Origin of the sequence: Hugenholtzia roseola DSM 9546, assembly GCF_000422585.1 — a bacterium.
Classification (GTDB): Bacteria; Bacteroidota; Bacteroidia; order Cytophagales; family Bernardetiaceae; genus Hugenholtzia; species Hugenholtzia roseola.
Window position 1 is genome coordinate 1 of record NZ_AUGI01000055.1, and the last position, 13,763, is coordinate 13,763.

14 protein-coding genes and 1 pseudogene are annotated in these 13,763 nt (G+C 43.3%); 4 read left to right on the forward strand and 11 right to left on the reverse strand.

Annotated features, from left to right (window positions below; translation table 11 throughout):
* Nucleotides 1-497 precede the first annotated feature (497 nt).
* Together G500_RS0106620 and alaS are read left to right on the forward strand one after the other, a co-directional pair.
* A complete protein-coding gene (locus tag G500_RS0106620; RefSeq protein ID WP_027002008.1) occupies nucleotides 498-1,334 on the forward strand; it encodes a hypothetical protein in 837 nt (278 codons plus the stop codon).
* 68 nt (nucleotides 1,335-1,402) lie between these two features.
* Nucleotides 1,403-4,042, forward strand: a complete 2,640-nt coding sequence (gene alaS, locus G500_RS0106625; protein WP_027002009.1) for an alanine--tRNA ligase — start codon at nucleotides 1,403-1,405, stop codon at nucleotides 4,040-4,042.
* Nucleotides 4,043-4,079: 37 nt separating this feature from the next.
* On the opposite strand, the gene G500_RS25645 is transcribed toward alaS, so the two are convergent.
* Both G500_RS25645 and G500_RS0106630 read right to left on the reverse strand, forming a co-directional pair.
* On the reverse strand, nucleotides 4,080-4,250 hold the full coding sequence (locus G500_RS25645) for a hypothetical protein (RefSeq protein WP_154657052.1): 171 nt from the start codon (nucleotides 4,248-4,250) through the stop codon (nucleotides 4,080-4,082).
* A 42-nt stretch (nucleotides 4,251-4,292) separates the two neighbouring features.
* Nucleotides 4,293-4,472 carry a PspC domain-containing protein gene (locus G500_RS0106630; RefSeq protein ID WP_035756524.1) on the reverse strand — a complete coding sequence of 60 codons (180 nt, stop codon included), beginning with the start codon at nucleotides 4,470-4,472 and terminating at the stop codon, nucleotides 4,293-4,295.
* Nucleotides 4,473-4,807: 335 nt separating this feature from the next.
* Between G500_RS0106630 and queA the strand changes: the two genes are divergently transcribed.
* Nucleotides 4,808-5,899, forward strand: a complete 1,092-nt coding sequence (gene queA, locus G500_RS0106640) for a tRNA preQ1(34) S-adenosylmethionine ribosyltransferase-isomerase QueA (RefSeq protein WP_245574469.1) — start codon at nucleotides 4,808-4,810, stop codon at nucleotides 5,897-5,899.
* A 161-nt stretch (nucleotides 5,900-6,060) separates the two neighbouring features.
* Here queA and G500_RS22600 read toward each other — a convergent pair whose 3' ends face one another.
* From G500_RS22600 to rpmB, 7 genes are all read right to left on the reverse strand, one after another.
* Entirely contained in the window at nucleotides 6,061-6,618 is a 558-nt protein-coding gene (locus G500_RS22600) for a DUF4234 domain-containing protein (protein ID WP_051203340.1), read from the reverse strand.
* 194 nt (nucleotides 6,619-6,812) lie between these two features.
* A complete protein-coding gene (locus G500_RS0106655) occupies nucleotides 6,813-7,217 on the reverse strand; it encodes a DUF4345 domain-containing protein (RefSeq protein WP_051203341.1) in 405 nt (134 codons plus the stop codon).
* Nucleotides 7,218-7,895: 678 nt separating this feature from the next.
* Nucleotides 7,896-8,489 (reverse strand): Crp/Fnr family transcriptional regulator, encoded by a 594-nt coding sequence (locus G500_RS0106665; protein ID WP_035756512.1) that lies wholly within the window; start codon nucleotides 8,487-8,489, stop codon nucleotides 7,896-7,898.
* A gap of 122 nt (nucleotides 8,490-8,611) precedes the next feature.
* The gene (locus G500_RS0106670; protein ID WP_035756514.1) at nucleotides 8,612-9,346 is read right to left on the reverse strand and encodes a 2-phosphosulfolactate phosphatase; all 735 of its coding nucleotides are present in this window, start codon (nucleotides 9,344-9,346) and stop codon (nucleotides 8,612-8,614) included.
* Nucleotides 9,347-9,509: 163 nt separating this feature from the next.
* Nucleotides 9,510-9,668 (reverse strand): DUF4295 domain-containing protein, encoded by a 159-nt coding sequence (locus G500_RS25455; RefSeq protein ID WP_086047838.1) that lies wholly within the window; start codon nucleotides 9,666-9,668, stop codon nucleotides 9,510-9,512.
* Nucleotides 9,669-9,806: 138 nt separating this feature from the next.
* Nucleotides 9,807-9,989 (reverse strand): 50S ribosomal protein L33, encoded by a 183-nt coding sequence (rpmG, locus tag G500_RS0106685; protein WP_027002016.1) that lies wholly within the window; start codon nucleotides 9,987-9,989, stop codon nucleotides 9,807-9,809.
* Nucleotides 9,990-10,136: 147 nt separating this feature from the next.
* On the reverse strand, nucleotides 10,137-10,388 hold the full coding sequence (gene rpmB, locus G500_RS0106690) for a 50S ribosomal protein L28 (RefSeq protein WP_027002017.1): 252 nt from the start codon (nucleotides 10,386-10,388) through the stop codon (nucleotides 10,137-10,139).
* Nucleotides 10,389-10,611: 223 nt separating this feature from the next.
* Between rpmB and G500_RS0106700 the strand changes: the two genes are divergently transcribed.
* A complete protein-coding gene (locus G500_RS0106700; RefSeq protein WP_027002018.1) occupies nucleotides 10,612-10,908 on the forward strand; it encodes an RNA recognition motif domain-containing protein in 297 nt (98 codons plus the stop codon).
* Between the two features lie 432 nt (nucleotides 10,909-11,340).
* On the opposite strand, the gene G500_RS26360 is transcribed toward G500_RS0106700, so the two are convergent.
* Together G500_RS26360 and G500_RS26365 are read right to left on the reverse strand one after the other, a co-directional pair.
* The gene (locus G500_RS26360) at nucleotides 11,341-12,183 is read right to left on the reverse strand and encodes a prolyl oligopeptidase family serine peptidase (RefSeq protein ID WP_245574470.1); all 843 of its coding nucleotides are present in this window, start codon (nucleotides 12,181-12,183) and stop codon (nucleotides 11,341-11,343) included.
* 48 nt (nucleotides 12,184-12,231) lie between these two features.
* Nucleotides 12,232-13,484, reverse strand: a pseudogene (locus G500_RS26365) (prolyl oligopeptidase family protein); the annotation flags it as partial.
* Nucleotides 13,485-13,763 lie beyond the last annotated feature (279 nt).

Here is a 13,763-nt window from a genome sequence, read left to right on the forward strand (position 1 = left end):
ACAAGATAAAAACAGAGTCAAACAACCTAATCACGCTGTCAATAGAGCGATTTTGAATACCATTGTCATTAACCTGATGACAAAGTATTACAAACAAACAATCAATCACACACAGCCAAATTTTATTCTGTTCTCATTTTCAAAATATCCTAACTATGAATAGAACTTAACATTACTGCCCTATGGGGGCGGGGTTTGGGGCAGTAATGTTAAGTTCTGTAAAAACCTTGTTTTGTCAAATTAGAAACGAAATAAAATTTGGACTTAAACCCTAAGGGTCTTGAAGACCCTTAGGGTTTGGGGCATAGGAAAAGGCAATGCCTTGTCCCTACATTTGCATTTGATTTTTAGAATTTAACATCACTGGGGTTTGGGGTGGGGTGCATTTAAGGCTTTTATTGTTGTAACAACGCCTCTCACTTCGGACAAGGCAATGTCTTGTCATTATATTTTTATTAAAAAAACACAAAATTTATTCACAAACGTTTTTATTTTTTATGTCATCTTTAAAATTCATAATATCGACAGCCCTACTTTTCGAAGGACTTGTCTTTACTTCGATGGCACAGGTGAGCGAAGTCAAAAGAAGGCATCAATTTTCATTTTACTACAATCGCAGTCAGCCCTTGGGCAAATTCAACCGCCAACAGCAGGGCAGGATAGAAGGCGTAGAGCTTAACCTTTTAAAATGGATAGGTAAGAAAGACCCCAACGACCCTATTTGGATAGGTTTGCAAGTGGGATACTACACCCTTTCCCAAAATAGAGAAAATTTTAGTGGCAATATGAGCGTGATTGCGCCCAATGGTAGCGTTATTGGTGCTTTTCCTGCCGATTTAGACTTGCACGTTGTCAATAGTCTGATAAGCCTGATGGCGCAAATGCGCATCACTTCGGCACAGTTTGATTATCGCCAAAGGCAGAAACTCTGCCCCTACTTCGATTTTAAATTGGGCTATGCTTTTTTGGCTACCAATGTTGCCGTTACGGATAAGGCACAAAATCCATTCCTGCAAGATAGCCCCCAACTTGTAGGGGAGGTATCGGGCGTGCATCTCGATTCAGGCTTACAAGCCTATTTCGGCTTAGGGCTAACCCGTCGCGTTTGGAAAGTAGTCAATTTTAGCATAGGCGGCGGCTTGTATCATACGGCAAAGATTGACTATTACAGCGGTAGGGAGTCTAATTTTTGGGTAGCACGCAACACAAGCAGCCGCTTTGAAAGCCAACAAATGACGGATTATCAAAACTTAGCCCTGCGCAATTTGGCTGCCCCCAGTAGCTCGCGTTTCAATCGCCTGACGGCAAATGTAGGCTTGACGCTCGATTTTTAGGTGCATTTCTTATTTTTTACTAACTTTGCTTTTTAAAATTCCACAAAGTTGTTGTTCTACCGAATATGATGACCTCGCAAGAAATCCGACAAACCTTTTTAGACTTTTTCAAAGAAAAAGCCCACCAAATCGTGCCTTCTGCGCCCCTTGTTGTCAAAGACGACCCTACGCTGATGTTCACCAATGCGGGCATGAACCCCTTTAAAGACCTCTTTTTGGGAAATAAGCCCATTACAGTACCGCGCATTGCCAATACGCAAAAATGCTTGCGCGTTTCGGGCAAACACAACGATTTGGAAGAGGTAGGACACGACACCTATCACCACACCATGTTCGAGATGCTCGGAAACTGGTCTTTTGGTGATTATTTTAAAAAAGAAGCCATCGAATGGGCTTGGGAACTGCTTACCCAACGCTACAAACTGCCCACCGACCGACTCTACGCCACTGTTTTTGGAGGAGATGCCGCCGACAACCTGCCCCAAGACACCGAAGCCGCCACACTTTGGGCGCAATTTCTACCCAAAGAGCGCATTTTGCAGGCTTCGAAAAAAGATAATTTTTGGGAAATGGGCGATACCGGTCCTTGCGGTCCTTGTACTGAAATTCACGTGGATTTGCGTTCCGAAGCCGAGCGAAAAGCCGTTGAAGGAGCTACCTTAGTCAATCAAGACCACCCACAGGTTATCGAAATTTGGAACTTGGTCTTTATGCAATTCAATAGAATGGCAGACGGCTCATTGGTGAAATTGCCCAAGCAGCACGTAGATACAGGCATGGGCTTCGAGCGGCTAACGGCAGCCTTGCAGGGCAAAAAATCAAACTACGATACCGACATTTTTCAGCCTACAATCCAGCATTTGGGCAAAAAAGCGAACCTTTCTTACGGTCAAGATACAAAAGCCGACATCGCCTTGCGCGTCATTGCCGACCACATTCGCGCTGTCGCCTTTGCCATTGCCGACGGAGAAATGCCTTCTAACAACAAGGCAGGCTATGTCATTCGCCGCATTTTGCGCCGAGCAGTGCGATATGGTTATACTTTTTTAGGCTTTCGCGAGCCTTTTATGTATGAATTAGTAGGGCTTCTTGCTATGCAATTTGCCGACGTTTTTCCCGAACTAAAATCGCAACAGGCTTTTGTAGAAAAGGTCATTCAGAGCGAGGAAGAAGCCTTTTTGCGTACCTTAGAAAATGGTTTGCGCCGTTTGGGTCAGATTTTCGAGCAAAATCAGAACGCTACTGCCAAAAAAATCGAGGGCGAATTAGTGTTCGAACTCTACGATACTTTCGGTTTCCCTGCCGACCTTACCGCCCTTATTGCGCGTGAAAATGGCTTTGACATCGATGAAAAAGGCTTCGAAAAAGCCATGCAAACCCAAAAAGAACGCTCACGTGCAGCCGCTTCTTCGGATAAGTCCGATTGGCAGGAATTGCAAGTCAGTGAGGGCGTGCAGGTAGAATTTTTGGGTTATGAAAGATTAGAAAGTCAGGCTAAAATTTTGAAGTATCGCCAAATCAAAGAAAAAAACAAAACTTTCTACCAAATCGTTTTAGACCAAACCCCCTTCTATGCCGAATCAGGCGGGCAAGTGGGCGATACAGGTCTGCTTGTGAGTGTAGAAGATGCCAGCGATACTATTGAAATTTTCGATACCCAAAAGGAAAATGATTTAATCATTCACCTAAGTACAAAACTGCCTAAAAACCCTTCGGCTACCTTCCGCGCTACGGTCAATGCCCAAAAACGCCACCACACAGCCAACAACCATTCGGCTACCCACCTTTTACATGCCGCTTTGCGCGAAGTCTTGGGCGAGCATGTGCAGCAAAAAGGCTCTTTGGTGAATGAAAATCTATTGCGTTTCGACTTTTCGCATTTTGCTAAAATGAGCGAAGAAGAAATTTTGAAGGTAGAAAGCCTTGTCAATCAGCGTATTAGAAAAAATATACTCTTACAAGAGATGCGCAACGTGCCGCTCGAAGATGCCAAAAAAATGGGCGCGATGGCTCTTTTTGGTGAAAAGTATGGCGAATTTGTGCGCGTCATTGTCTTCGATAAGGACTATTCCGTAGAGCTTTGCGGTGGCACACACGTAGCCGCTACAGGGCAGATTGGCTTTTTCAAAATCGTAAGAGAAGAATCGGTAGCGGCAGGCGTGCGCCGTATAGAGGCAATTACAGCCGAAAAAGCCGAGCAATTTGTACAGGAACAAAATCTTTTGCTCAATACGCTTAAAGAAACGCTTAAAAATCCGAAAGACTTAACCAAAACGGTTCAGGATTTGATAGAAGACAAAAAGCGTTTGGAAAAAGAAATTGAGCGTTTGCAGGCAAAAGAAATTGCGCAGGTTAGGGAAGCACTTCTCACGAAGGTAAAATTGCATCAAGGCGACATCAATCTAATTGCCGAAAAGGTAGAAGTTCCCCATGCGGAGGCTCTCAAAACCCTTGCTTTTGGCATTAGGCAGCAAATAGACCGCCTTTTTATGGTCTTGACCGCTGAAATTGAGGCGCGTCCGCATATTGCCATTGCCATTTCCGACAAACTGGTAGAAGATAAAGGCTTAGATGCTTCCAAAATCATCAAAGATTTGGCAAAACACATACAAGGGGGCGGCGGCGGACAAAAGTTTTTCGCCACTGCCGCAGGAAAAAATGCCGCAGGACTGAAAGAAGTTTTGGAAAAGGCGAAGGATTTGGTCTAATCTCAAAACAGAAAAAACTAACAGTTTTCAAAAGCTGTTAGTTTTTTTTATGTCCCTCGCCGTTGTCTGTGTCCTTCCTTGCCGTTGTCTGTGTCCCCACAGACGACTTGTAGGTTGCTTGTGCGACACAAGCAACGGCGGGGGGAAGTTTTGGAAAAGGCGAAGGATTTAGTATAATCTCAAAACAGAAAAAACTAACAGTTTTCAAAAGCTGTTAGTTTTTTTTATGTCTTAGTCTAATTTTGTGGTGCTAATCTTCCGCAGGCATCAGAAACGCCAGACCGATATAGATAAGGATAGAGGGCAGACCGATAGTGAAAAAAGAGGTGAGTACGAAAAGTATGCGAACAATGTTGGCTTCCCAACCAAAAAAATCAGCTACTCCGCCACAAATGCCCGCCAAGATACGATTGCTTGTAGATTTTTTCATGCGCAAAAATAAATAAGGATAGTAGAAAGACACTCAATAAAAAACGGTCTGAAAATAAGAAAAGTGCTTATACGGCTTTTTTCTAAACGGATAGTTTGCCAAAAGGTTGCGCCCCGAAGCAGGAATCTGAAAATCAGGCAGCTTATAGGTATGATGTTAGATTTTGGCTGAAAATGAGCTTGACAAAGACTCTTTTTTTACCTATCTTTGCAGGCTCAAAAAGTTTGCCTGCATAGTGGGCAAAAGCGATACACTGCCCCAATCGCCTCTGTCGAGATGGTCTTACCGCGCTTTTTTATTTTTCCAATCGCTCACCCTTTTCTTTTTCCAAATCCTTGAAAGACTTTAATCATATCCCCAACTATAAATCTACTAAGCGGCACAAGTTATCGAGCTTTAAGTTCAATTTACCCGACGAACTTATTGCCAAGTATCCGCTTCCTAATCGCGACGATTCGCGCATGTTGGTCTTACATAGGGAAACAGGACAAATCGAGCATAAGCAGTTCAAGGACATTCTCGATTATTTTGATGAGGGCGATGTCATGGTTGCCAATGATACGCTGGTCTTCCCTGCGCGTTTGTATGGGACAAAAGAGAAAACAAATGCCCGCATCGAGGTCTTTTTGCTGCGCGAACTCAATTCGCCTTCGCATCTTTGGGACGTTTTGGTAGAGCCTGCACGTAAGATTCGAGTTGGAAATAAACTTTTCTTCGGCGACGGGGAATTAGTGGCAGAGGTCATAGACAATACCACTTCGCGTGGCAGAACGATTCGTTTCCTTTTCGACGGCACAGATGAAGACTTTTACAAGACCTTAGACACGCTGGGGCAGACTCCTCTGCCGCGCGATTTGGGCAGAGAAGCCGAAGACGACGACAAGGAACGCTATCAGACCATCTTTGCCAAACACAAGGGCGCAGTGGCGGCACCTACGGCAGGTTTGCACTTCACCCCCCAAATTGTCAAGCGTTTGGCACTCAAAGGCATCGACATGGCAGAGCTAACCCTGCACGTGGGCTTGGGAACTTTTCGCTCGGTAGATGTAGAAGATTTGACCAAACACAAAACCGATTCGGAAAACTACAACATTCCACAGACCACCGCCGAACGTGTCAATGCCGCCTTAGACCAAAAAAAGCGCGTCTGCGCTATCGGTACAACGGTGATGCGTGGCTTGGAATCCTCCGTTTCTGCTATGAACCGCCTCAAACCCGTCAATGGCTGGACAGATAAATTTATCTTTCCCCCTTACGAGTTCAAAATCTGTAACGCTTTGATAACCAACTTCCATCAGCCCCAATCTACTTTGATGATGATGGCTTGCGCCTTCGGGGGATACGACTGCGTCATGGAAGCCTATCAAAAGGCAGTAGAAGAAAAATATCGATTCCTAAGCTATGGTGATGCCATGCTTATTATCTAAGTTTTTGTCTGATTTTTTGCCTAAGTTTTTATCTGATTTTTGGTCTAAAAACTGGATAAAATCCGCTCAAAAAGAACCTACCAAGCAGTTTGACTCTTTGGTAGGTTCTTTTTTTTGGATAACACCACAAAAAAATTTTAGTTTGGTTTAAAATCTACTTATCAAGATTGTAGCATAAACTCTTCATAAACTATCAGACCTAAGAAAAGAACCCAAATTAGAAGCGATACCACAAGTAGGAAAATTTGTCCGCCATTGAGAGATTTTCTATCCACTACCTCAAATTCGTCAGACGATTGTAACAAAGCAAAATTAAAGGCTTTCAGTGGCGGAACAAGCAAAAAAGTGCTTAAAAAAGAAACCATATTGTAGGGGAAAGATACATTAGCCAAAAAATAAAGAACGATAAAGCCCGCCGCAAATGAGTCGGCGGGATAATGCTTTTGGTAGCCCTGCTCCTGCGCAAAGGCTAAAATTCTTTTGAGTAGGGAGTGGAAATAAAAGAAAGCGAAGATGGTTCTTAGTACAGGATAAATATTTAGGTTGTCTTTTTGTTTGAGAAAACGCCAAGCCTTATACATCCACCAAAAATCGTATAAGCCAAATGTAGCAAATGAAAGTAGAATAAAAATCGAAACGCTCGTTGTCTGTTGTCTGTCAATAGAAAAGTGTTTTTTTCCTATTGTTCCACTGTCCAAAAAAGATTTTTCCTCTGCCATGACAATAAAATTTTAGAAAGTAAGATTATTTAAAGGCTGCAAACTTACCTAAAAAAAGTATTGTTGCAACAATAAAAGTCTAAAAAATGTATCCTACCCCAAATGTTAGAAGGTTCAAACCAAATTTTATTTCGCTCTAAATTTGAAAAGTCCGTACTACGTTTGTAGTACAGACTTTGTTTCTATACAAAAACCTACTTTTTGGCTTGCTGCAATGCCAGCAAAACCGCCGCTATGACAAAAAAAACGATTTCTATCAAAAGCCACTGTTTGCCAAAATCGCCCAACGCGCCTTCTACCCACTGCGTCAGCAGGCGCGAAAAAGCATACAGCCCCCAAATGAGCATCAGAAAAACAAGGGCTTTCCTTTTTTCTGTGCGTGCCAAAAAGATAAGATGTATCACAATGGCAAGCCCCACGCCCCCATAAATGCCGCGAATAGAGCTAAATGCGTCAGGATTAGGCAGGCTTACGCTGACCAAATCCATGACCGCCTGCGGATTGAAAAAAGCCAATAGGCTTACATAAAGAAAACTCAAAGCAGATAAGGCAATAAACGCCAAAGAGAGATAATTTACCGTTTTGTGAGTAGCAGACATGTGAGATAAAATTTGAGGTGAGAAAAAATGATACCCCAAAATTAGCGCGTAAGGGCGGCTAAAAAGTTGGCATTTGCCAAGATTTCGTCGCTAATCTTTGCTACTCAAATTTTAAGCAGGAAAAAAGCAAGATTTGAAAAAATAGATTTGAAAGAAATGACGTTGTTACAACGATAAAAGCCTTAAATACACCCCACCCCAAACCCCGCCCCCATAGGGCGAGGCTTTGATTCGGAATATTTTTTTTTGCATTTATGCAAAAAAAATGATTTGGTTTTCGAACCCTCCCCTATGGGGGCAGTAATGTTAAGTTCTTTAAAAAGCCTTGTTTTGTCAAATTAGAAACGAAATAAAATTTGGGCAGAAGCCTTTTTTTAGGTCTGAAAATCCTTTTTTATTTCAATCTTGCTGCGGACAAGGCAGTGCCTTGTCCCTACATTTGCATTTGATTTTTAGAATTTAACATCACTGCCCCAAACCCCGCCCCCATAGGGCGGGGCTTTGATTCGGAATATTTTTTTTTGCATTTATGCAAAAAAAATGATTTGGTTTTCGAACCCTCCCCTATGGGGGGAGGGCAGGGTGGGGGTTCAGCAGGTTTGCACCAAGCACAAAACCCCGTTTTTTGACCTTCTGACCGTTGTAACAACGGCGAAAAAAAATTGCTATCTTCTCTTTCTAAATCATAAACTTATTAAAAATTTTGCTAAAATTAGTCGCATCTATTCCCAAATAACTTGCTAAGTATTTATGTGGCACTAATTGTAACAAGTGAGGACTTCTCTGCAAAAGCAATCGAAACCTTTCCTCTGCATTGCATTGCAGTTGTTCGGCAAGGCGTGTGAGTACGCCCGAAAGAGCCATAAGTGTCGCCTTTTGTATCAGGGCTTGAATGGTGGGGTAGTCTTGCTGCAATTTTTCTATGCTTTCGATAGGGAAGCGCAAAAAATGAGATTCGGTAAGGGTTTCTAAATAAAAACGCGCCTCTTTTTTTAGCATCAGCGCATCTACGATTCCCGAAAAAGAGGGGGCATAGGTAAAAATGAGGACATTTTCCTGCCCATTTTCTTTTAGGTTGTAAATGCGCTGCACCCCATTCAAGACAAAATAGAGATATTTTTCCGATTCTGCCGCCCTTGTGAGCAGCGTTTTTTTAGCAAAAACGACCCTTTCGCCTGCCGCACAAAAAGCCTGCGCCGCTTCTTCCTCCAAAGGTTGGAATTTATCTAAGAAATGAAAAAACACCTCGCGCTCGGCAGCAGAAATTTTCATAATATTTTCAGGGCGTTTTCGTAACATTTTCAGAGCAAGTTCAAAACAAACTTCTAAGAAAGAGAAGGGCAATTATTTTCTTTCGGCAGGAATAGACAAAAATAAATTAGACTAAACATAATTTAGGCTAAAACAAGCGCGTCGCCCTTTAATACAGGCACGACATCGAAGCGGTCTGTTTCCAAACAAAAACGCATGTCCTCTTCGGCGTTCTCATTAGTGCGAACCAGTCTTTGATAGTGTGAAGCGGGTCTTAATGCCTCTAATAAATCGTGCTTTGCCTGCCCATAAAGCGAAAGACAAGCTAAGGCATCATCGCCGTCGGAATGAAAAAGCGAATTTTGCTCCTTCGTTAGGGCTTCGACCACTGCACCAGCAAAGAGCGCGTCTTCCATATTGAAGCGTCCCTTCCAACCTGCACAAAGCACCAAAATTGGCATCTTTTGCTGTTTTAAATAGCCTGTGAGTGCCGCCAAATTGAGGAAAGCCCCGATAACGACCTGCTGGGCATGGTGACGTGAGTATTGAATAGCCTGCGTGCCGTTGGTAGTGGTCATGACAATTTTTCTGCCGCGCTGTGTCATGTGTTCGAGTGGGGAATTTCCGATGTCAAACCCCTCTACTTGGATACCATTGCGCTCACCTGCCGCCACATAGCCTTTTTCACGCCATTTAAACGCCTCTAAAACGGTTGCGACGGGAATTACCTCGCTTACGCCACTGCCCAAACCTGCGACCATGCAGGAGGTGGCCCGAAAAATATCTGCCACTACTACGATTTTTCCTTTCAAATCATATAGGCGCAATAGGTCTGGAGTCAGACACACTTCTAAGGGAAGAGAAGACGTTGGGGTCATAACTTTATAGAAAGAAAAAACCCACAAGGCAATCAGAAGAAGCACTTGTGGGAGCTTGTGTATAAAACAAGTTGTATCATCAAAACAGTTGTGCTTACAAAAAAAAAGGACACAAACAAAAAGCTGCTTGGCGTGCGCATTTGCACTCCGCACAGGCTTGGGCTTAGTCTTGACGCTTCAATACGTCTGCCACTAATTGTTCTGCCACAATTTCCTCTCTGAAAGTGTAAGCACCCGTTTTGGGTGAGCGAATGGTGCGAATCACTTTGGCGTATTTTTGAGCACCTTCCTGACGAAGTTTCGCAACTACTTTCTTTGCCATAGTCGTATCAGATTTTGGAGATTTCGGATAATAAAAGTCGAGCCGCCATGAGCCTACTCGAAGGGTGCGCCTATGATAGCAGGGTGCGCATAGGAGCAGGGGAGCGCGTAAGGTATGGGCTACAAAGAGCCGCAGGCTTTACTTAATCTCGCGATGTGTGGTATAACGCTTCAAGATAGGGTTATACTTGCGAAGCTCTAAACGCTCGGTTGTGTTTTTGCGGTTCTTGGTTGTGATATAACGCGAAGTACCAGCGACACCGCTTGTTTTATGTTCAGTACATTCTAAGATGACCTGAATACGGTTTCCTTTTTTTGCCATGATTGTAGAAGATGAATAAAAGGGTTCTTCTTTTGAAAGGGTAAGAAGATTCGCCTGCATTGCCAATCGAGAAGGGGACTTGCAACGGCTTTGTGCTGCCGCGCTACACAAGTCTTTGGCAAAGGCAGAACGACTCTATAATGAAGGCTATGCCAACACGTCTTTGAGGAGCGTGCCGCGCTCTTTCGCGTCTTTCAAGACAGCTAAGATGCCTTTTTTGTTGATGGTGCGAAGCGCAGAGGTAGAAACGCGAAGGGTGATGTAGCGGTCTTCTTCAGCGATATAAAAACGCTTCTTTTGCAAGTTAGGGAAAAAACGGCGTTTGGTCTTGTTGTTTGCATGGGAAACGTTATTACCAACGCGAGGTCTTTTGCCTGTAATTTCACAAACTCGTGCCATTTTGCTTGGTGGGTTATCCGTTTTTAAAATAAGACTGCAAATATAGCAGCTTTTTTTCGAACCTACAAGCGAAAGACGGCTTTTTTCAGCCTTTTGCCGATAAAATTATTTTCTCTGAAAAATGTTTGAAAAAAAAAGACCAAAAGTAGGATTATCCAAAAATAAGCCGTATCTTTGTTGCAGGCATCAAAGCCTGTCTTACACGTTAATTTAACTTACTCAAATGAATCTCTATGTATCTAATCTACCTTACAGTGCTTCTGAGCAAGAGGTAGAGTCTCTATTTGCCGAATACGGCGACGTGGTATCTGTAAAAATCATTCTTGACCGTGAGACCCGTCGTTCGCGCGGATTCGGTTTTGTAGAGATGCAAAACGAAGAAGACGCATCTGCTGCTGTGGAGCAGCTCAATGGCTTCGAAATGAAAGGTCGTGAAATCCAAGTCAAAAAAGCTATCCCACGCGAGGAAGGCGGACGCGACGGCGGATACCGTTCTACATCACGTCGTCGTGATTACTAATCCGAACCAAATCCGAAGGCTTCATACAGAAAAGCCCGCGATTTTTTCCACTACGAAACCAAGGCAATTCTGAATATATTGCATTTGATATAGGCAAGAATTTTTCTCGTTTTGTAAAAAAGGGTTGTCTTTCTGAAAAGAAGGCAACTCTTTTTTCATGCGCCTGCCCTTCAAGCCTACATATTATCAAAGCATTGTCAAGGCATTGTCAAAGTATTGTCAAATTGAAGACAAAATAAAATTTGGATTGAACCCCATTTTTAGGTCTGAAAGCCCTTTTTTATTTTAATCTCACTGCGGATAAAGATAATGACAACGCACCGCGTTGTCCAAGTTGTCTAAACTATGCACGCATGAAACAACAACCTTTTTCAATTTTGCAAAGAGGACAAGGCAATGCCTTGTCCTACGTTGTTTTCGGTCTTCTCTATTTTATTTTTTGCTTTTGTGCAAATTTTCCCAGACAAAAGCCCAAATATCAGCCCATTCCTCAATTACTTTTGCCGTAGGCTTGCCTGCGCCATGTCCTGCCTTTTGGTCTATGCGAATCAAGACGGGATTTTCGCCCTTGTGTTTTTCCTGCAAAGTGGCGATAAATTTGTAGGAATGAGCAGGCACAACGCGGTCGTCATGGTCGGCAGTCGTAACCAAAGTAGCAGGGTAGGATACGCCCTCTTTGAGGTTGTGCAAAGGCGAATAATTGAGCAAGTTTTGAAACTCTGCCTCGCTGCGCTCGCTCGACCCATATTCCACTACCCATGCCCAGCCGATAGTAAATTTGTGAAATTTGAGCATATCCAAAACGCCAACCCCGGGAAGGGCTACGGCGTACAAGCCAGGGCGTTGTGTCATGCACGCTCCGATAAGCAAGCCCCCATTAGAGCGTCCCGAAATGGCTAATTTTTGAGGCGACGTATATTTTTCTTTGATGAGGTATTCGGCAGCGGCGATAAAATCATCAAATACATTTTGCTTTTTCAAGACCATGCCGCCTTTGTGCCATTCCTCACCATATTCGCCGCCGCCGCGCAAGTTCGGCATTGCATAAATGCCCCCTGCTTCCAAAAAGGGCAAAATTGTAGGGTTGAAAGAAGGCGTAAGGCTAATATTGAAGCCCCCATAAGCATAGAGGTAGGTAGGATTTTGACCGTTTTTCTTCAAACCCTTTTTATGAACGATAAACATAGGGACTTTTGTGCCGTCTTTGCTGGTATAGAAGACTTGATGCGTTTCATAGTCCGAAAAATTAAAGTCTATCTTGGGTTGTTCATACAAAGTAGAAGTATTTTTTTCTACTTCATAACGGTAAGTAGTGTTGGGATAGGTAAAAGAAGTAAAGCTATAAAAGATTTCCTTTTCGTCTTTTTTGCCCCCCAGCCGCGCAGTGTTCCCAAAGCAGGCAGCGCGAGGTCGCCAATTTTTTTGCCTTTGAGGTCATAGATAATCCCCTTTGAATTGGCATCTTCCAAATAAGTAGCCAAGATGCGGTCTTTGAGAATAGAAGCCGAAGTGAGTACGTTTTTGGTTTCCGCCACTACCGTTTCCCATTGGGTAGGATTAGCAGGGTCTATCAATACGATTTTATAGTTGGGCGCGTCTTTGTTTGTCATCAAATAGAGTTTGCCCGACTCGTGTTCGGCAATAATGGCAGGTTCGGTTTCGAAACCTGAAACAAGGGTCTGAAAGTTGGCGTTCTCCTCTTTTAAAGATTTGACGTATATTTCATTTCCCGAAGTGCCTTCGGAAGCAGACACGACTAAATAGTTGCCTTCTTCGGTTACGTAGCCGTAAAAATTGCGCAAGGGTTTTTCTTTGTTTTCAAAAACGACGACATCTTCGCTCTGTGCCTCACCCAAACGGTGAAAATAGACCTTGTGAAACTCGTTTTTTTGCTCTAAGGCTTTTCCTTCTTTGGGCGCATCATAGGCACTATAAAAAAAGCCATCTTGATGCCAAGAGATGCCCGAAAACTTTACCCACTCTATTTTGTCGGCTAATTTCTTTTTGCTCTCTGCGTCCATCAAATAAATGGTATTCCAATCCGAACCGCCTTTGGAAAGACTGTAAGCACAATATTTGCCATCTTCGGAAAAAGAAAGATTGCCTAAGGATACTGTTCCATCTTGGCTAAAAGTGTTCGGGTCTAAAAAGACTTCTGCCTTTTCTTTGTCGTCCTGATAGCGGTATAAAACGCTTTGATTTTGTAAGCCGTCATTTTTGTAGAAATAGTAGTAGCTACCTGCTTTGAAGGGTGCGCCAATTTTAGGGTAGTTCCATAATTTTTCCAAACGCGCCTTGAAATTTTGGCGTGAAGGCAGTTCCTTCAAATAATCCTGCGTTACGGCATTTTGCGCTTCTACCCAATCGGCAACCTGCTGCGCGTCAGAATTTTCGAGCCACTGATAGGGGTCTGCAATGGTTTTGCCAAAATAACTATCCTTGTGGTCTGTTTTTTGGGTAGTCGGATAGACAATTTTGCGCTGCTGTGCGGTAAGAGAAAGGCTTGTGCCTGCCCCGAAAAGGAAGCACAAAGTAAGGAGGCGCGAAAACTGCGCATAAGAACGGTGGTATGACATCTTTGCTATCTTGGTTTGTGGTTTGATGTGTAAAAGTTGTGTTATCAAATTTGAAGCGAAATAAAGTTTGGTTTTGAAACCCTCCCTGTGGGGGAGGGTAGGGTGGGGTTCATTCCTTTTTTATTTCCCTCTCACTGCGGACTCACTTCGGACAAGGCAATGCCTTGTCCCTACATTTGCATTTGATTTTTAGAATTTAACATCACTGAACTACCCTTTGAGGCAGGGTAGAGTTTTGGCAAGCGTTTTTTTAAGCACTTGAAATTGCTGGTGTTTTCT

Bases quoted from the DNA above. Each gene is read 5' to 3' on its own strand.
- G500_RS0106620 (WP_027002008.1), top strand. From the start codon at position 498: ATGTCATCTTTAAAATTCATAATATCGACAGCCCTACTTTTCGAAGGA.
- alaS (WP_027002009.1), top strand. From the start codon at position 1,403: ATGACCTCGCAAGAAATCCGACAAACCTTTTTAGACTTTTTCAAAGAA.
- G500_RS0106630 (WP_035756524.1), bottom strand. From the start codon at position 4,472: ATGAAAAAATCTACAAGCAATCGTATCTTGGCGGGCATTTGTGGCGGA.
- G500_RS22600 (WP_051203340.1), bottom strand. From the start codon at position 6,618: ATGGCAGAGGAAAAATCTTTTTTGGACAGTGGAACAATAGGAAAAAAA.
- G500_RS0106655 (WP_051203341.1), bottom strand. From the start codon at position 7,217: ATGTCTGCTACTCACAAAACGGTAAATTATCTCTCTTTGGCGTTTATT.
- G500_RS0106665 (WP_035756512.1), bottom strand. From the start codon at position 8,489: ATGAAAATTTCTGCTGCCGAGCGCGAGGTGTTTTTTCATTTCTTAGAT.
- G500_RS0106670 (WP_035756514.1), bottom strand. From the start codon at position 9,346: ATGACCCCAACGTCTTCTCTTCCCTTAGAAGTGTGTCTGACTCCAGAC.
- G500_RS25455 (WP_086047838.1), bottom strand. From the start codon at position 9,668: ATGGCAAAGAAAGTAGTTGCGAAACTTCGTCAGGAAGGTGCTCAAAAA.
- rpmG (WP_027002016.1), bottom strand. From the start codon at position 9,989: ATGGCAAAAAAAGGAAACCGTATTCAGGTCATCTTAGAATGTACTGAA.
- rpmB (WP_027002017.1), bottom strand. From the start codon at position 10,388: ATGGCACGAGTTTGTGAAATTACAGGCAAAAGACCTCGCGTTGGTAAT.
- G500_RS0106700 (WP_027002018.1), top strand. From the start codon at position 10,612: ATGAATCTCTATGTATCTAATCTACCTTACAGTGCTTCTGAGCAAGAG.